Below are 18,601 nucleotides of genomic sequence, written 5' to 3' on the forward strand. Positions count from 1 at the left end.
TCGCACCTAAGCAACCATTATAAAATTCGTCTTTTTACAAAACCAATTATATTGAGAGTGATCCACAAACTTCTGTATTGTTTAGTATTTCAAATTTAATGAATTCAAAATCCTGCGCTTTCAGAAAAACACTGAAGCTTTAGGTTCAAATTGCCTAAAAGCCTCTAAGTTTTTTACTGATCATAAAAATGTGCAGCTAAACCACAAATTATGATTTCGGCCTTATGTGCTTGAACTGTTGACTTAAGCACTAGAAAAAAGCTTCCACAAGCCGTTTATTAATCCCGGAGTCGACAAATACGGCTTCAACACCAAGATTTTTTACATCAGCAATGTTTCGGTATTCATCGTCGAAAAATACCATTTCAGAATATGGCAGATCAAAATGCCGTTGAATGTTTCTGAAGTGTTTGGTTTTATCGGCCGGGTAAATTTCTTTGAGGTGAAAGAAACGATCAATATCAAACAGGTCAAGCAGATCCTGAGCCCAGTCCGGTCGGTAGGTTCGCGAAGCTGCCACAATGTATTTTCCCTTATCCTGCAGCTGTTTCAGAATATCTTCCACTTCGGGATACAGCCTGATCCAACGATTCGACCGGTCGGTTAAACGATCGCCCTGCCAGCTGTATGGCGGATTGGTGGCATCGCACCAGGTACCACCTGCATCCCAGAGCGTAAAATCCAGATCGAAAACAAAAACCTTTTTGCGCATATGCACAAAAATAACTTTTCATCCCGGTTGAACTGTCAAAAAATTAAATTTGAAAGTAGTTTAACAATCAACTAAAACAGGTAATTCAAACCAATATAAATACCGGAAGTACCATCTCGGTCGTCGGCGGCCATACCATAATCGCAACGAATGATAAAATTCTGATTCATTGCAATTCGCAGACCGGCACCAAATGAGTAGTGCATACCTTCTGAATTCGATTCATAATAATCATCACGATCCTGATCACCAACAGGAATACTTTCAAATGATTTGATATTTCCGGTCACGCGTCCGAAATCAGCAAAGGCATTCAGGCCTAAATAAAAATTGTTATTGATGAACTGAAAGTGAGAAAACTTCCAGCGAGCTTCCACATTTCCAAGAAAGATGCCGTCGCCAACCACACGGTTACGCAGTACTCCGCGCAGCGAACTGGCTCCCCCCAAACCTTCGGAAGTAGCGCCCTTTAAAATCGAAGTGATCATTTGGGTTTGATAATAGAACGGTGCGTGGCCTGCAATCGTTGTTTGATAGGCCAAACGATATGCAAACGATAAATCCTTCGGAATGATGGTAAAATACTGGCGGTGAATCACACTCATTTTTAAAAAATTGTCCTCGCCTCCCAGGAACTCGGGAGAACCGACCAGCACGACTTCTGTCCACAATCCTTTCATCGGATTTGGTTCGTTATCGCGGGTGTCGTAAACTACACCGCCTTTAAAGGTGGGAACAAATCCGCCATCGGCTTCTTCCTCAGTGATGATGCCCCATTCCTGATATTTTTGGTACAATCCGGGTTGCTGGTCATGTGTAGGTAATTTATCTTCATCACTTTTTCCCTTGTTCAACTTATCGATATCCACATAATCGAGCTTAAAATTCAGAATATTTGCTCCTGCCAGCCATTTGATCTTTTTACCCGACAGGTTTCCACTCAAATCAACTTTAAACCGAAATAATTTTCGATCGTATTTATAAAACATGCGGGTGCGGTAATCGGCCGATTCATCGTCGAACCAATCCATATTCACCACGGCATCGTAGCCGTTAAAACCAAAGAAGTCGTAGGCTTTATCCGACAGGTAGCTGATATCGAGCGAAGTTCGAATTCCTTCAATCAGTTGATCTGAATCGTAATAAAAACGATTGATCCCGCTCCCTTTTGTAAACCTCGAAATTTCGAAATACAGCGAGTGGTTGTATTCCGGATATCGGCTACCATCGCCGTAATTGTATAGGTTTATTAAACCGCCATACTGAAAGCCAAGATCGGAATCGAAGGTAATTGTTGGCAGAGCGCCAAAATTCCAGCCTGTTTTGGTTAGTTCTTCATCCTGGGAAAATACTGTAGTGAAGGTTAGCACGAGTGCAACGAGCAGCTGTAACTTTTTCATAAGATGGTTTTTGTTAGTATCAATCAAATATAGCAATTCAATAGAAAAAGTGAATGAAAATTTCGTTTACGACAAAAAAAAAGAACCGGCACAAACTGCACCGGCTCTTTTGACTAAATATATCGGATAGTTTAGTTTTATTCGGGTTGTACTTTTGTACGTGTCCAGTCATCGGTATTGGCAAATTCCCAGGTACTCAGGAAGCCAATTTTAATGATGTTCAGCATTTTGTCCCAGTTTATTTTACTCAGCTCATCCGAAGGCTGGTGGTAATCGGGATGCATGGCTGCCATGTAATAGAAAACCGGAATACCGGCCTCGGCGAAAGGCGCATGATCGCTTCCCCCACCCGGCTTTTCCGACGGGCTATAAGTTAAATCGAGATTGATATCGTAGTCTTCAACATATTTTTTGGTGGCTTCTTCAATGTTGTAATTGGCCTCGGTATAAACCATTCTTGCCATATTTTTAGCCGTATCCTGTTCAGTATCTCTCGCAATCATGTCGTAGTTCAGGTTTAACACCACGTTCATATCTTTTTCTTTGGCTTGTTCAACAAAGTATTTCGAGCCATACAAACCTTTTTCCTCGCCTGTCCAGGCGGCGAAAATAATCGAGCGTTCCGGTTTCTTACCGGTAGCTTTAAAAGCTTTGGCAATCGACAGCACACCAACTGTTCCGGAAGCGTTATCATCGGCGCCATTCCATATCCAACCATCGTGTTTTCCAAGGTGATCGTAGTGTCCGCCAACCACAATAAATTCATCTTTCTTTTCGCCTTCAATCATTCCAACCACATTGCGGGCTTTAACGATCTCGGAATTAACTGAAGTTTTAAAAGCCACTGATTTACCGTTCAAAACCTGCGACTGAGGTTTCAGGTCGTTTGCAACTTCTTTTTCGAAAGCTTCGAAATCGATACCGGTTCCGGAAATGATGGCATTAACCACACGAGGAGTTACCATAAAAGAAGGGATGCTACCCCCAAGTTCTTTACCCGGCATAGCCATTCTGTTGGTATAATACGAACTAAGTGGTTGATCAGCTTCATAATAGGCACCTTTAACCGGGTAGATCTGGTTTTTCGACCAGCTCATACTTGGATCATAATCCGGTATAATTTGAATAACGGCAATAACACCAGCATCAGCCAGGCGATCCATTTTGTCCCGCTCTATACGATACATTGCACGCCGGTCTTCCAGAGTGAACTTTTCATATCCAACCGACGATGTATCCTGATGTCCCGGATATCCTCTTAAAACAACGGCGATTTTTCCTTTCAGGTCGATTTTTGCCAGATCATCGTAACCTTCGTCTTCATTCTTAAAGCCATAACCCACAAAGACTAAACCTGCCTGAGCTGACTGGCCTACAGTTCCGGTGTTCACGCTAAAATCACTTTGATAAGCAAAATCTACCGCGCTTTCGCTTCCCGGGCTACTGGTTACAACAGAGAATTTTTGCTCGTCGCCAGGCTCGTATTGCAGCAGGCTAAAATTCTGATAGAAGGTTTTCGAGGCCGTGGGACGTATTCCGGCCATCATTTCCTGGCGGGTTGGACGGGAATATACTTCGTCGCCAAACGGTTCAACACCATAAAGTTCCATCATAGCCGCAATGTAATCAGCTGCCATATAGGCGCCCTTGGTTCCAACAGCACGCCCTTCGGTCCAATCAGAAGCTAAAAAGCCAAGCTGGCTCTTTATCGATTCCATCGTAAGTGCCTCAAGACCTTTCTCTGCCTCGGTTTGAGCAAAAGAAAATGCAGAAGCACATAAAAGAGTAATAATTACAGCAGTTTTTTTCATGAAAAAGTGAATTTGTTAATGAATTGATTTTTGATTTACATTATGAAAACCAATATTACTAAAAACCCTTCACAATATAATCTTATGTTCAGGTTAAAATTGCTCACTTACGGTTATTTAATCTGCTTCTAAATATGCCCTGTTGCTTCATTTTAAGGGCTTTGTGTGAAACATCCGCATCAGTGCTTCCGTTTTGTAATTGAAACCATAATCGATTAATACGTCACCATGAAATGAGCATGAGAATGGAATTCTCTCCAATTGAGATAATTATCCGTCAGTTGACGGACATGTGAATTCCAACTGATGCCTTAAACAATTTAAAATTCAAACAGATGAAAAAAATTATCAAAGTAGCAGGCTCCATTTATAAGGAAGAGTTGCTGATGCCGCTCGAAAAGAACATACTGCCCAATACTACTGTACTGGAAGCTACACATCCTTACGCACATTATTACGGGCAGGTGCCACAGGTTCCGAAACCGAATTCGTTATTCTTGCTAACCCGGAAATTCTATTTTCTTGAAGAATTTCTTGCACTTGTTAACCAGATTTCTGATTGCTGGCAGGACCAGATAAATTTTGCAAGCGCTTACCTCGAGTACAAAGGAAAGCAATATCCTGCCATTCGCCTGAAGCATTTTCCAAATTACGAACGCTTGCAATACTTACAGAATTGCCTGAAAGATTTTGGGATGGAATTTATGCCTAAAATTCAGTACGAAGGGAAATCGGTTTCGAGGGTACAGAAATTTTTTGAAATGTACGAAGTTGAACCCGGAATATTTTTCGACAACGAAGAGCGAAATAAAGGCTATATTTTCTGCGATGAGCAATTCAATAACCAGCAGTTCGAGTTGACGCTTCAACGATTGAGAAATAACAGTAATTGCGGACTTATGGATGCCGTTCAGGGAGATATTATGGTTGACGGAATACTTGTAAAAATTATACGTGTCTATGCCGAAGGAATTCAGAGTTCGCAACTAAAATGTTTGAAATCAGAATTTAACAAATCGTTTTCGAGGTTGGAGAGAAAAGAGAAAGTTGCCTTTTTTTAAAATAAAAACCCCGGAGCCTCTGCTCCGGGGAAAAAACCAAAAATCAACTAACCTTTAAACCGCCTGGCGACTTCATCCCAGTTGATGAGATTCCAGAATGCATTCACATAATCCGGACGTCTGTTTTGATAGTTCAGGTAATATGCATGTTCCCATACATCAATCCCGAGAATCGGGGTTCCCTGTACTTCGGCCACATCCATCAGCGGATTATCCTGATTGGGCGTAGACGAAACCACCAGTTTATTATTTTGAAGAACCAACCATGCCCAACCTGACCCAAAGCGAGTCAAAGCTGCCTTAGAGAAGGCCTCCTGGAATTTTTCTACTGATTCGAAAGAGTCTTTAATTGCATCGAGCAAAACTCCTTCGGGAGCAGGTGCACCACCCGGAGCAATAACACTCCAGTACAAATTGTGGTTGTAAAAACCTCCTCCGTTATTTCTTACTGCAGTTGATAAACCTGAAACACCTGCCAGCAATTCTTCAATGCTTTTGCCTGCCAGTTCTGTTCCTTCAACTGCTCCGTTCAAATTATTGGTATATCCCGCATGATGCTTTGTATGGTGAATTTCCATTGTTCGTGCATCGATGTGAGGTTCTAATGCGTCGTAATTATATCCTAATTTTACTAATTCAAATGACATTTTATTGTTTTTAAAGATTAAAATATGTTTTTTTCTGCATTCAAAATTAAACGCTATTTAGAACTATTCCAAATCTTCTGACCATTAAAACACATCAATATCTTTTATTGTTCATAGAATTATTAAATAATACTGTTTCAGCCGTATAAAACTTATACTTTTGTGGCTTCAGCATCGAAGTACATGAATCGAAATATCCTAAAACTAGCCTTACCCAATATTGTAAGCAACATTACTGTTCCCCTGCTCGGACTGGTTGACCTGGCGCTTATGGGTCACCTCGATTCGGAAGTGTACATTGGTGCAATTGCCCTGGGTGGAGTACTATTCAATTTTATTTACTGGGGATTTAGTTTTTTGCGCATGAGTACCTCGGGTTTTACAGCACAGGCTTATGGTGAAAAAGATGGCTCCAAAAGCGTCAATATCCTGGCAAGGGCCTTACTGGTTGTTGCTTTTGCCAGCCTGTTAATTCTGAGTTTGCAAGCGCCGATTGCCTGGGCAAGTTTTAAAGTTATTGGTGGAAGTGCTGATGTGGAAGCCCTGGCAAAAAGTTATTTCGGAATTCGGATATGGGCGGCACCGGCTGCATTAAGTTTATTTGTTTTCAGCGGCTGGTTCCTGGGCATGCAAAACGCCCGCTATCCAATGATCATAGCTATTTTGGTGAATGTTGTCAACATTATTCTCAGTGTCTTCTTTGTTTTTGCGCTTAAAATGAATTCAAATGGCGTGGCTTTGGGAACGGCTATATCGCAATATGTTGGACTGGCCACTGCGCTAATACTTTTTAATAAAAGATACAGGCACCTGATCAAGGCTATTTCGAAAAAGGCAATTTTAGATGTTCATCTGCTGGTCCAGTTTTTTAAAGTGAACACCGATATATTTATTCGAACGTTTTGTATCATTCTTGTTTTCACTTTTTTCACTTCGAAATCAGCAAGTATGAACGACACCATTCTGGCAGTCAATTCACTGTTGATCCAGTTATTGTTGTTCTTCTCCTTTTTTATCGATGGTTTTGCTTATGCCGGCGAGGCACTCGTTGGCAAATACATTGGTGCCGGTAATATCCCGAATTTGAAGAAAGTGGTAAAACTCCTGTTTGTATGGGGTTTCGGTCTGGCCATTGTTTTTACTTTAACCTATCTGCCCGGTGTAAACCTGATATTAAAAGTTCTTACTTCACAAACCGAGGTCATCGAAGGTGCACAGGCCTTTCTTCCCTGGGTGATCCTGGTTCCTGTGGCCAGCTTTGCTTCGTTTATCTGGGATGGAATTTACATTGGCGCGACCGCCTCAAAAGCCATGCGCAACACCTTGTTGATTTCCACATTCGTGTTTTTTGCACCGGTTTACTACTTCCTGAATCCAATATTAGGAAACCACGCCCTTTGGCTCGGAATGATACTGTTTATGTTTATGCGCGGAGTTGTACAAACAATTTTGTACAAACGGGCCATATTACAACCGTTGCAATAATTAAAGCACCACTTTCAGCCAGGCTTCAGCCATTAATTGTGCGCCTGCCATCGATGGGTGAACGCCATCACCAGTCCAGTATGTTCCCGGAGCATGTTTTATGGCTTCATCGTAAACAGCCTGGAAAGGCACCCACAAAGTATCAAAGGCTTCAGAAACACGTTTTGCAGCAGCCTGGTATTGCTGCATTGGCTCAATCCACGTTTGGTCTACCGCCCTTGTTTCCAGCACATAAAATGGTTCGCAAAGCACCAGTTTTACATCCGGCAAAGCCTTTTTAGTACGCTCCAGCAATTTGGTGTAGTCGTTTTCATAAATTTCAACCGTACCGTCGTAATTACCGTTTCGTTTGTGCCAGTAATCATTTACACCAATCAAAATACTCAACACATTCGGTTTTAAATCCAAACAATCTTTATCCCAACGATCAGCAAGCTGATAAACTTTATTTCCGCTAATTCCACGGTTGTAGATGGTGAGCCCTTTTTCGGGCATGGCGTTTAGTAAATTTGAGGCAGCCAAAAATGCATATCCTCCACCAAACGAAGAACCATTATTTGGTAACTCCTTTGTTTTCTCGCGACCGGCGTCGGTAATCGAATCGCCCTGAAACAAAATAGTGTCGCCTGTTTCAAATATAGAAGCCGCAGCACTTCCCGCTTCTTTACTGATACAACTTGATACAATGGCCGGAATACTCGCAACTGCCGCAGCACCTGATGTTGATTTTAAAAGAAAATTACGTCGGGAAAGATTCATTTGGTTAAGTATTTTTATGTTGAATGATAAAAGTAGTAAAAATTCAATTGTAGCTCATTTCCTATTCCATTTTTAATCCAGTCACAATAAACGTTTGATAAAAACCCAGAGATTGAACTTTTCGATGATAGAACAGGCTTTAGAATGGGATTTTGACGCTTGAATTGCAACACTACTTCCCACTAAAACATAATTGAAATAAATGCAACATAGTTGAAACATTTCGCACATAATTGCTATGTCCTGCTATGATTGTCGATGTAATTTTACTACAGGTCTTTTCCTCCATTCTTTGTGAAATTGCGCTACTATTAGTAACAATTAAAATCATAAGCCATGAAAACTATTTTAGTAATGCTAATTGCTATTGGACTCACATTAGCAGGTAATGCTCAGGAAAAAATGTCGCGGACACTGGAAAGGATGGATGTAATCCCAGCCCAATTTACCGGTACCCAGTACATCGCAAACACGGATCAAAGTGCTGATTTGTTTATGCAATTTTTACGCAGTTCGATAAGTGAGGATAACAAATTATCGGCAGTGAATTACGAAGGTACGGAAGTAGTAAAATTTACCGTTACCGAAACAGGAGAAGTGAAAGACATCAGGTTTGTCAACAGTGTTTGTGTCCAGATTGATAATGCCATTGCACGGGCCATAGAATCGACCAGCGGAATGTGGAAACCCGCAATAAAAGGTGACGAATTTGGTGAATGTTATCCAGAGATAAGTTTATGTTTCTCACATAAAACAGGTAATGTGGAAACACAGGAACACTTTATAAACCAGGCAGAGAAGCACTATGAAAAGGCTAGCCAGCAAATGTTTGTTGATCAAAACCTGAAAAAAGCTGAACGAAACTTTACTGAAGTTTTGAATTACATGCCCTACGATGGGAGTACACTTTATTTAAGAGGTATTTGTCGCTACGAAAGAGGTAATACTGAAGGAGCAATAGATGACTGGTCGCGCTTTACCGAAATAACCGGCCTAACCGCCGCACCACCAGAACTAGTGCTGGATGAAAAACAATTTAAAGGCGTTGAAGCGTTCGCCAGCTTGTACAAGAAATAATCACAAAAAAAGCCACCGATGATTCATCGGTGGCTTTAGTAAATATTCTACAAATCTTTATTCTTCTTTTTGATCGATTAACAGTTTATCGGCCATAGCGTCTGCTAATTTGATGAGCTCATCCCGGGTAACAAGCTTCATATTTCCCTTTTCCTCGATAGGTTCGTAAACCATTTCCCACTTGATCTTCTCGGCAAACGTCTTCAGGTTTTTTACTCCACCGCCATTCCACGAATAATTTCCAAAAATACCCAGGTAATGGTTTTTAGGCGCCATGTGTTCCACCGTGGTCAGCAAAGTTTCCACATTCGGGAACATGGCATTATTGTATGCGGCACTACCCACAATAAATCCTTTGTATTTGAAAATATCGTTGATGATGTACGATGCGTGTGTTTTTGATGCATCATACACACGGATGTTTTTAATTCCGCGCACTGCCAGTTGACGGGCAATGGTTTCAGCCATCTTTTTAGTGTTGCCATACATCGAACCGTAAACGATAACCACGCCACAATCGAGATCGTATGAGCTCCATTTGTTATAACGGGTAAGAATCCAGTTGAGATCGGTACGCCAAACCGGGCCGTGTGTTGCTGCGATCATTTTGATATCGAGCGGAGCAAGCTTTTTAATGGCACGTTGCGTATGCGGGCAGTACTTTCCTACAATATTTGTAAAGTAACGCATTACTTCAACCTCGTAAAAATCGAGGTTGATCTCATCATCAAAAATACCCCCATCGAGTGTACCATAACTGCCAAAGGCATCACCCGAGAACAGGATCTTATTGGTTTCTTCGTAGGTGACCATTGTTTCGGGCCAGTGTACCATCGGGATCATCTGAAACTGCAAACGATGCTTACCCAGCTCAAGAACAAAATCATCATGAACTTCCAGCACGTTTGTAGGATTCATGTAGTAAGCCTCCACAAAACCAAAAGTCTTTTTGTTACCTACAAGCGTAATATTCGGGTAACGGTGAACAATGGCCTTCAAAGCTCCCGAGTGATCGGGCTCCATGTGATTGATGATCAGGTAATCCACATCCCGGTCACCAATAATCAACTCTATTTCATCCAAATAGTCATCGATAAATGCGCGTTCAACCGTGTCAACCAAGGCAACCTTCTCATCAACAATCAGGTAGCTGTTGTACGAAACGCCATGTGGAATCGGCCAGATGTTCTCGAATAAATGGGTTCTGCGGTCGTTAAAACCCAGGTAATAGATATCTTTTGCAAGATTTACTTGTAGCATGATTTTTTTTGATTTTTCTGAATTTCGTCCAAAATTAGTGAATTTAAGCTTAAAACAACTGCTCAGAAATACGAAGCAGCTTATTTAGAATTTGAGTTAAGTGAATGTTAGGTGGGTAGAAGGATTGGTGAAGATGAATGAGATTCTTTCGCTCCATTTCATTCCGCTCAGAATGACAATGAGTTATGTATTACAGAGCTGGTGGTGTGGGTATTTTGGCCACGAGAATTTGTGGCCAAAATACCCATACCACCAGCAAATACACCAAAAACCTTGTCATTCCGATCCGTCAACCGACGGAGAGGAATCTATTTCAGCTTTTTCATTTTAGATAGTTGAAATTATATACATGGTTAATTTTTATCCATCCTTCGTGAAAGAATTTTATCTTTGACATCCGTTTAAATTTCGTTTTATGTCGATTGATCAAAAGAACAGAGCTATGACTTTTCCGCGTGTCGGAAAGCTTATAATTATTGTATTTGCCCTGGCATTTATTCTGATTGGTGCGCGTGCTTACCAGTTGTACCACTATATTTTTGATGGCAACGTTCGGTCGGATTATGTACTTCTAATAAAAGACAGCACTTCTTTCGACGACCTGATCAGGCAGTTCGAGGAAGACGAAGTACTGGAAAACTATAAAGCCTTTAAGTGGGTATCGAAAAAGAAGGATTTTCGGGATAAAATAAAGCCCGGACGTTACGAACTTCAGCAAGGCATGACCACCAACGCGCTCGTGAATAAACTGCGCAGCCGCGCCCAGGATCCGGTTGATGTTACTTTTAATAACGTTCGTTTAAACGAAGACCTGGCCGGGAAAGTGAGCAAGTACATTTGGGCCGATTCAACATCAATAATCGAATTGTTTTCAGATACCGAACAAATTGAGGAGTGGGGATTTAATCCCGAAACCTACCGAACGATGTTTATCCCGAACACCTATGAAATGTACTGGACGAGCGAAGCTCCTGAGTTCGCCGAACGTATGAACCAGGAATACCACCGTTTTTGGAACGACGAGCGAAAAGCAAAAGCTGAACAGATCAATCTCAGCCCTGTGGAAGTTACAATTCTGGCATCGATCGTTGAGCAGGAAATTGCAAAAAACGATGAGCTGAAAACAGTTGCAGGATTGTATATCAACCGGCTGCATAAAGGAATTCCGTTACAGGCCGACCCAACCGTGAAATATGCACTTGGCGATTTTGGAATTAAGCGGGTGCTGAACAAACACCTTGAAATTGATTCGCCTTACAACACTTACAAATACGCAGGATTGCCTCCGGGACCAATTTCATTTCCTTCAATTTTGGCAATTGATGCTGTATTGAATCACGAAAAGAACAATTATCTTTATATGTGCGCCAAAGAGGATTTTTCGGGTTACCACAACTTTGCTGCAACGTTGGCTGAGCACAACCGAAACGCTGCTAAATATCGTGCGGCTTTGGACGAAAATAAAATTTACAAATAAGATTTCCCGCTTAGAATTCTAGCATTCTTTCCAACAGGTGCGATTTACAGTGAGAGTCCTGCTTTCGCAGGAATGACTAGATGCAATTGACTTCTCTTTCAAGTTCAACTCCGAATTTTTCGAAAACGGATTGTTTGATTTTTTCTGAGAAATCCCACACCTCTTTCCCGGTGGCTCCACCGTAGTTTACAATTACGAGCGCCTGATCTTTGTGTACACCAACTGCTCCTTCGCGAACGCCTTTCCAGCCCGCTTGCTCAATCAGCCAACCGGCAGCCAGTTTTGCCTTTCCGCCCTGCGCTGCGTAAACCGGAACCGTTTCATAGTTCAATTTGAGACTTTCTGACAGACCTTCGTCAACTACCGGATTTTTAAAGAAACTGCCGGCACTGCCCAGCTCTTTTACATCGGGTAATTTTGATGAACGGATTTCAATAACAGCCTCGCGGATCGACTGGAGCGTAGGATCGCCTTTTGCTTTTACCTTCTCTTCCAGCTGACCATATTTCAGATTGAACTCAGGAAATTTTTCCAGGCGAAAAACTACCGAAGTAATGATGAATTTGTTCTTGAGGTAACTTTTAAAAATGCTGTCGCGATAGGCAAAGCGGCATTCATCAACGGTATATTCGCTCAGTTGCTGCTTTTCCAGGTCGTAGCCTTTTACTTTTTCCACAACCGCACAAACTTCCTGGCCGTAAGCACCAATATTTTGCACCGGCGCTGCTCCTACAGTTCCCGGAATTAGAGACAGGTTTTCGATTCCTCCGAGGTTATAGGTTACTGCGAAATCCACGAATTCGTCCCAAACTTCGCCGGCTCCCACTTCAACCCAGTAATTGTTACGGTCTTCATCTACTGTTTTTATTCCCGGCACGTTCGGGTGAATCACCAGTCCGTCAAAATCGTTCAGAAACAGTATATTACTCCCCTCGCCCAAAACAATCAGCCTTTCTTCTTTCCAACTTTGGTTTTCGTTAAGGAAAATCTGCAGATCTGCCGGATCGGTAAATTCGAAATAAAATTTGGCTTTGGCATCTACACCAAAAGTATTGTGTGCCTTTAGCGAGTAGTTTTCTGAAAAACGGATCATGAAAAAAAGTTTTGCGCAAAGATAGACGAAATCTTAAGAGTAGTCGCCACTAAAACTACCGCGACAAAATATTTCGCCCCGGTAAAAGTTCTATATTTACAAACCGAAAATGTCGCTCACATTGAAAACAGCCAAAAAGAAAATCATTGTCTCAGTAACCAACGACCTGGTTTCGGATAATCGTGTGCATAAAGTTTGTACCACCCTGCTTTCGATGGATTTCGATGTAATGCTGCTTGGCCGTAAATTACCACATAGTTTGCCGGTAAGCCGGGACTATTCCACCAAACGAATGCGTTTGATTTTCAAAAAAGGGCCTTGTTTTTATACTGAGTTCAACTTCCGGCTTTTTCTTTACCTGCTCTTTGCGAAATGCGATATTTTACTTTCGAATGACCTTGATTCGCTAGCTGGAAATTTCATCGCTGCCAAACTCCGAAACAAGCCACTGGTATACGACAGTCACGAGTATTTTACAGAAGTTCCGGAGTTGATACACCGTCCAAAAATTCAGAAGATCTGGCAAGGACTGGAAAGCAGAATGCTGCCAAAAGTTAAACACGCCTATACGGTTTGTCAGTCGATCGCCGATGTATACAACAAACAATACGGCACCAATTTTAAAGTGGTACGGAATCTTCCGCAAAAACGGGATTTTAAGCCAGTAGAAAAACAATCGGGTGAAAAAATAATTCTTTACCAGGGAGCTTTGAATATTGGCCGTGGTTTGGAGCAGGCCATTAAAGCCATGCACTTTCTTGACGGTGCAAAGCTGGTTATTGCCGGCGACGGCGATATCAGGCAACAACTTCACGATTTGGTTGAACAGGAAAAGCTGCAAAATAAAGTTGAATTTACCGGCCGATTGCCACTTGAAGAACTCTCGAAAATAACTGCAACTGCTGATCTCGGTTTATCGATCGAGGAAGATCTTGGATTAAATTATCGCTTTGCGTTGCCCAATAAATTGTTCGACTACATCCAGGCGCAGGTACCGGTGTTGGTGACCAACCTCCCCGAAATGGCAGCCATTGTAAAGCAATATAATATTGGAGAAATTACCGATTCACTTGATCCGAAAATCCTTGCAGAAAAAATACAGGAAGCGCTTACAAATAACGCAAAAAGAAAACTGTGGAAGGAAAACCTGAAATCGGCTTCAAAAGAACTGGTCTGGGAGAATGAAGAAAAAGTACTTCAGGAAATTTTCAGCAAACTTTTGTAAGACAATTCATTGAGATTAAACTCAAATTGAGTTATTTTTGTTTTATATGCTATAAATTATGCAACGAATAGTCCTTGAAATACCAGATAGTAAATTCAACTTTTTCCTGGAATTATTGAAAAACCTGGGAATTAAAAAAGTAAAAAAGTTATCGCCACGACATATGGAATATGTTGACGGGCTCAACAACGCCCTTGATGAAGTTGAAGAACATCTCGGTGGAGACAAATACCTTCAAGATGCAAAAGATTTCATCGAAGAACTTTAAAGTACTTGTTACTTCCAATTTCAAAAAAGAAGCAAAAAGTCTGGTAAAAAAATATCCTTCATTCAAAAGCGACTTGCTTCAACTAATTCAACTTTTAGAACAAAACCCACAAACGGGCACAGCATTAGGAAAAGATTGTTATAAAATCAGAATGGCAATAACATCAAAAGGAAAAGGCAAAAGTTGTGGTAGCAGGGTAATAACCTGTGTAAAAATTGTTGCATCATCGGTTTTTCTTCTTTCAGTCTTTGATAAATCGGCAAAAGAAGGTCTGACAGATAAAGAATTGGATGTTTTACTTGAAATTGCCGGTTTAAACATTTGATTCCAATAAATCCTCAAACTCGATCATCGATTTATTTTGTTCCGAATCAGAAAGTTTGCCGGCGGCGCAAATCAGTGTTCGTGCCGGATGTTTGGCAATTACTGCATAATCATGCGTTGCCATCAGTACGGTTTTCCCCTCTTTGTTAAGTCGGATAAACAGATCGAGAATTTCCTCCGAAGTTTCAGGATCGAGATTACCGGTTGGTTCATCAGCTAAAATGATTTCGGGATCGTTAAGAATGGCGCGGGCAATTACAATGCGCTGCTGCTCTCCCCCGCTCAGTTCATGTGGCATTTTATCCTTTTTCTCCGTCATGCCAACTACTTGCAGAACTTCGTTTACGCGTGCTTCAATTTCATCTTTTCGTTTCCAGCCCGTTGCCTCCAGCACAAACGAAAGGTTAGCTTTTATGTTCCGGTCGCTCAGTAAGCGAAAATCCTGAAATACAACGCCCATTTTCCGTCTCAGCAGCGGAATATCTCGGTCCTTAATGCTTTCCAACTGGAATCCAAGAACTTCCCCTTTTCCGTCGGCTAAAGGTAATTCAGCATGCAAGGTTTTAATTAGGCTGGTTTTGCCGGTCCCCACCTTCCCGATCACATAAATAAATTCGCCCTCAAAAATTTCGATATCGATGGCTGATATAATCAGGTTTTCGCGCTGATAAACCGATGCATTTGACAACTTTATAACTTTTTTCCTGTCCATTTGTAGTAATTAGCTTTTCAAATTAAAGGTAAAATAATTAATCGCCGATATAATAAACAGAAGAAATCAACAGTTTCATGTTAAGAATTACAGGAAGTAGAAACCATTCGGCAAAGCGATATTAGCTATTTTAGAAATCTAATAATAACGATTCAGAAAGAATTAATGATTGGCAGTTAATTCATTAAAAACGAGACATTAAAGGCATGAAGACAAAGCGTTTCAGCATTCTGGTGGCCATAATCACTCTTTTTCATATTCAGATAAACGCCCAGGAAACGGCGTATTACGACAATATTCAGAAAAAGATGGACGTTGCCAAAGAATTATACCAGCACAAAAAGTACATTTCGGCGTTTCGTGAGTTTGAAAAAATCAGAAAAGACGTTGAGAAAAAGTCGGAAATCTATTCCGAAGCAGAATATTTTCGTGCCGCATCGGCGCTAAATGCAGGCTATCGTTCGGGCGATAAGTTACTCGAAAGTTTTATCGAAACATATCCCGAAAGCCAATACATTAACGATGCCTGGTTTAATATCGGAAAGAATCAGTTTGATAAACAGCAATACTTGCGTGTCTTGCGCAGTTTTGCCAATGTTGATCCGGCAGGATTGTCTGATGACGATCAGGTTGAATTGCAATACAAAAGAGGATACGCCAACCTGATGCAGGATTTCGTTGATGCTGCTTTGTCTGATTTCGAGGCTATCCGGAACAGCAATAACCTGTACAGCAAACCGGCAACGTATTACTGGGCACACATTCAATACCTGAATGAAAACTACGAAGCAGCATTGCAGGGATTTACGCAGATGAACAACGATCCGGCTTATTCGCAGGTGATTCCGATTTATGTGAGCCACATTTACTACAAACAAGGCAAATACGATCAGGTAGTAAATTATACCACATCGATCATTAATGATGTACAGGAGGACCAGAAAGTTGAACTGTCTCGGATTGTTGGCGACTCCTATTTTCACCTGAAAGAATACAGCAAAGCCATTCCTTACCTGGAAACTTATTTTGAAACTTCGGGGCCCAAAACGCGCGAAGAAAATTACATTCTTGGTTTTTGCTATTACCACGACGGCCAGTATGACAAAGCAGCACCTTTGCTCGAACAAGCTTCAACAGGCGAAGATGAATTGACGCAAAATGCCTTGTATCACCTGGCAGATTGCTTGGTAAAGCTGAATGAAAAAGAACGTGCTAAAACGGCGTTTAATGCTGCAGCTGAGTTCGATTTTAACCCGGCGATTAAAGAAGACGCACTGTTCAGTTATGCCAAACTGACTTACGAACTTTCCTATTCGCCTTTTAACGAAACGATAAAAGCATTCGACCGTTATATCAGCCTCTATCCAAACTCTGACAGAAATGCGGAAGCCTATAAAATTCTGGTTGATGTATACATGGTGACCCGCAACTACAAGGACGCCATCGAATCGATCGAAAAAATACAGAACAAAACACCGGATGTGCTAAAAGCTTACCAGCGGGTAACTTTTTACCGCGGGCTCGAATTGTTCAACAATGCGAATTACGAGCAAGCCATCGAGTATTTCGACCAGTCGATGGACAACGGCAAATACAGTCAGGAATTGAATGCGCGCGCCATGTACTGGAAATCGGAAGCTTTGTACCGCGTTGGCGATTTTAACGACGCCATTATTTCATACAACCGCTTTCAGCAAACAAAAGGTGCATCGTCTGTTGAAGAAGCAGGCAGTTCGGATTACAACCTGGGATATGCCTACCTGAAAATGGACAACCGTGAAACTGCTGTCAATCATTTCAAAAAATATGTGAGCAGTGCACGTGGGACGCGCACTCCCAAAGTTGCCGATGCTCATAATCGAATTGGCGATTACTATTTCCTGAACGCCAATTACGACCGGGCAGTTGAAAATTACCGCGAGGCGTACAACATGAAAATGTACGAAGCTGATTATGCCTTGCTTCAGATCGCATTTTGCGAAGGTTTACAGCGGAAACAACAGGATAAGATCGATGATCTGAATCAACTGCTGACTGACTTTCAGCAATCGGAATACCGCGATGACGCGCTGTATGAACTTGGACGAGCTTACGAACGTGTAGGCAAAAACTACGACGCCGTTCAACAATACCAGCAAATAGTAAGCAATTATCCGGGCAGTACTTTTTACCGAAAAGCACTGCTGCAACTTGGATTGGTCAGCTACAACAATGGCGATTTCAATGCCGCTCTGAAACAATACAAAGAAGTAGCAGAGAATTACAAAGGAACTCCCGAAGCAGAATCTGCGCTTTCAGGAATTAAAAACTGCTATGTTGAGCTGAATAATGTGAACGCCTATTTTGCCTATGTACGAAAACTTGGAGGAAGTGCTGCAAATGTAAGTGCTTCGGAACAGGACCAGCTGACCTACCAGGCAGCCGAGCGTGTTTACATGTCGGGCGATGCCGGTGCTAAAAGCCAGTTGGAACAATACCTGAGGCAATTCCCGAACGGCAGCTATGCGGTAAATGCGCATTTTTACCTGGGCGAAATACTTTACAAAGAAGGCGAATACCAGCAGGCCAACGAACATTATACCTACGTGGCCAGTCAGCCCGACAATGTATTTAGCGAACCGGCGCTGTCAAAAGCTTCGGAAATGCAATTCAGTGCCGAAAATTATCCGGAAGCGTTGAGCATGTTTAACCGCCTCGAGACTCTCGCCAACAACAAATGGAACGTATTGAAAGCCAATACCGGCCAAATGCGTTGCCACATGCTCGCAAAAGAATACAACAAAGCCATTGAAGCCGCGAAAAAGGTGAAGAAATTCGACATTACCAACGACGCATTAAAATACGAAGCCGATTATACCATCGGGAAATCGAATTACGAACTGGGTAACCTTAGTTCTGCCATCGATCCGTTAAAAGATGTGTCAAACGACACTAAACTCGAGCAAGGCGCCGAAGCGAAGTACCTGCTGGCTGAAATCTACTACAAAGACAAGCGGAAAGAAAAAGCAGAGCAGGAAATCATCGACTTTGTTGACAAAGGAACGCCTTATACTTTCTGGCTCGGAAAATCATTCCTGTTGCTGGCAAGCATCTATGAAGATAACGGCGACCAGTTTCAGGCCAAACACACGCTAAAAAGCCTCGCAGATAACTATAACGACGAGAACGACGGAATTATCGAAGAAGCCAACCGTCGCTTAAATATCATCCTTGAAAAAGAAGCGCAGCAGCAACAGAATGCCAAAGACAGCGCATTTCAAATGGAAATCAAACAAAATTAAATTCGGAGA

At 41.8% G+C, this 18,601-nt stretch carries 17 protein-coding genes; 9 read left to right on the top strand and 8 right to left on the bottom strand.

Annotated features, from left to right (window positions below; all coding sequences use genetic code 11):
• Positions 1 to 250 precede the first annotated feature (250 nt).
• From HFD85_RS09630 to HFD85_RS09640, 3 genes are all read right to left on the bottom strand, one after another.
• A complete protein-coding gene (locus HFD85_RS09630; protein ID WP_167608294.1) occupies positions 251 to 712 on the bottom strand; it encodes a magnesium-dependent phosphatase-1 in 462 nt (153 codons plus the stop codon).
• Between the two features lie 71 nt (positions 713 to 783).
• Positions 784 to 2,112 carry an Omp85 family outer membrane protein gene (omp85, locus tag HFD85_RS09635; RefSeq protein ID WP_167608297.1) on the bottom strand — a complete coding sequence of 443 codons (1,329 nt, stop codon included), beginning with the start codon at positions 2,110 to 2,112 and terminating at the stop codon, positions 784 to 786.
• 137 nt (positions 2,113 to 2,249) lie between these two features.
• A complete protein-coding gene (locus tag HFD85_RS09640) occupies positions 2,250 to 3,923 on the bottom strand; it encodes a M20/M25/M40 family metallo-hydrolase (RefSeq protein WP_167608300.1) in 1,674 nt (557 codons plus the stop codon).
• Positions 3,924 to 4,258: 335 nt separating this feature from the next.
• On the opposite strand from HFD85_RS09640, the gene HFD85_RS09645 reads away from it, so the two are divergent.
• Positions 4,259 to 4,984, top strand: a complete 726-nt coding sequence (locus HFD85_RS09645; RefSeq protein ID WP_167608303.1) for a hypothetical protein — start codon at positions 4,259 to 4,261, stop codon at positions 4,982 to 4,984.
• A gap of 47 nt (positions 4,985 to 5,031) precedes the next feature.
• Here HFD85_RS09645 and HFD85_RS09650 read toward each other — a convergent pair whose 3' ends face one another.
• Positions 5,032 to 5,631, bottom strand: a complete 600-nt coding sequence (locus tag HFD85_RS09650; protein ID WP_167608306.1) for a superoxide dismutase — start codon at positions 5,629 to 5,631, stop codon at positions 5,032 to 5,034.
• 183 nt (positions 5,632 to 5,814) lie between these two features.
• Between HFD85_RS09650 and HFD85_RS09655 the strand changes: the two genes are divergently transcribed.
• Positions 5,815 to 7,116 (top strand): MATE family efflux transporter, encoded by a 1,302-nt coding sequence (locus HFD85_RS09655; protein WP_167608309.1) that lies wholly within the window; start codon positions 5,815 to 5,817, stop codon positions 7,114 to 7,116.
• Here HFD85_RS09655 and HFD85_RS09660 read toward each other — a convergent pair whose 3' ends face one another.
• Positions 7,117 to 7,875 carry an SGNH/GDSL hydrolase family protein gene (locus HFD85_RS09660; protein ID WP_167608312.1) on the bottom strand — a complete coding sequence of 253 codons (759 nt, stop codon included), beginning with the start codon at positions 7,873 to 7,875 and terminating at the stop codon, positions 7,117 to 7,119.
• A gap of 336 nt (positions 7,876 to 8,211) precedes the next feature.
• On the opposite strand from HFD85_RS09660, the gene HFD85_RS09665 reads away from it, so the two are divergent.
• Positions 8,212 to 8,952, top strand: coding sequence for an energy transducer TonB (locus HFD85_RS09665; protein WP_167608315.1), 741 nt, complete (start codon positions 8,212 to 8,214; stop codon positions 8,950 to 8,952).
• Positions 8,953 to 9,009: 57 nt separating this feature from the next.
• On the opposite strand, the gene HFD85_RS09670 is transcribed toward HFD85_RS09665, so the two are convergent.
• Positions 9,010 to 10,212: an FprA family A-type flavoprotein gene (locus tag HFD85_RS09670; protein ID WP_167608318.1), complete on the bottom strand. Its 1,203-nt coding sequence runs from the start codon at positions 10,210 to 10,212 to the stop codon at positions 9,010 to 9,012.
• Between the two features lie 100 nt (positions 10,213 to 10,312).
• Between HFD85_RS09670 and HFD85_RS09675 the strand changes: the two genes are divergently transcribed.
• Together HFD85_RS09675 and mltG are read left to right on the top strand one after the other, a co-directional pair.
• Positions 10,313 to 10,543, top strand: a complete 231-nt coding sequence (locus HFD85_RS09675; RefSeq protein ID WP_167608321.1) for a hypothetical protein — start codon at positions 10,313 to 10,315, stop codon at positions 10,541 to 10,543.
• A gap of 84 nt (positions 10,544 to 10,627) precedes the next feature.
• Positions 10,628 to 11,689, top strand: coding sequence for an endolytic transglycosylase MltG (gene mltG, locus HFD85_RS09680; RefSeq protein WP_206081929.1), 1,062 nt, complete (start codon positions 10,628 to 10,630; stop codon positions 11,687 to 11,689).
• 76 nt (positions 11,690 to 11,765) lie between these two features.
• On the opposite strand, the gene murB is transcribed toward mltG, so the two are convergent.
• Positions 11,766 to 12,782 (bottom strand): UDP-N-acetylmuramate dehydrogenase, encoded by a 1,017-nt coding sequence (murB, locus tag HFD85_RS09685; RefSeq protein WP_206081930.1) that lies wholly within the window; start codon positions 12,780 to 12,782, stop codon positions 11,766 to 11,768.
• A 109-nt stretch (positions 12,783 to 12,891) separates the two neighbouring features.
• On the opposite strand from murB, the gene HFD85_RS09690 reads away from it, so the two are divergent.
• The 3 genes from HFD85_RS09690 to HFD85_RS09700 are packed head-to-tail and all read left to right on the top strand — an operon-like array spanning position 12,892 to position 14,600.
• Positions 12,892 to 14,007, top strand: a complete 1,116-nt coding sequence (locus HFD85_RS09690; RefSeq protein WP_167608324.1) for a glycosyltransferase — start codon at positions 12,892 to 12,894, stop codon at positions 14,005 to 14,007.
• Between the two features lie 58 nt (positions 14,008 to 14,065).
• On the top strand, positions 14,066 to 14,275 hold the full coding sequence (locus HFD85_RS09695; protein WP_167608327.1) for a hypothetical protein: 210 nt from the start codon (positions 14,066 to 14,068) through the stop codon (positions 14,273 to 14,275).
• Positions 14,247 to 14,600, top strand: a complete 354-nt coding sequence (locus HFD85_RS09700) for a type II toxin-antitoxin system RelE/ParE family toxin (RefSeq protein ID WP_167608330.1) — start codon at positions 14,247 to 14,249, stop codon at positions 14,598 to 14,600. The genes HFD85_RS09695 and HFD85_RS09700 overlap by 29 nt, the downstream gene beginning before the upstream one ends.
• Here HFD85_RS09700 and HFD85_RS09705 read toward each other — a convergent pair.
• On the bottom strand, positions 14,589 to 15,311 hold the full coding sequence (locus HFD85_RS09705) for a cell division ATP-binding protein FtsE (RefSeq protein ID WP_167608333.1): 723 nt from the start codon (positions 15,309 to 15,311) through the stop codon (positions 14,589 to 14,591). The two genes, HFD85_RS09700 and HFD85_RS09705, sit on opposite strands and share 12 nt — an antisense overlap.
• Positions 15,312 to 15,517: 206 nt before the next feature.
• Between HFD85_RS09705 and HFD85_RS09710 the strand changes: the two genes are divergently transcribed.
• Positions 15,518 to 18,592, top strand: a complete 3,075-nt coding sequence (locus HFD85_RS09710; RefSeq protein ID WP_167608336.1) for a tetratricopeptide repeat protein — start codon at positions 15,518 to 15,520, stop codon at positions 18,590 to 18,592.
• The last annotated feature ends 9 nt before the right edge of the window (positions 18,593 to 18,601 follow it).

Origin of the sequence: Maribellus sediminis, assembly GCF_011799805.1 — a bacterium.
Classification (GTDB): Bacteria; Bacteroidota; Bacteroidia; order Bacteroidales; family Prolixibacteraceae; genus Draconibacterium; species Draconibacterium sediminis_A.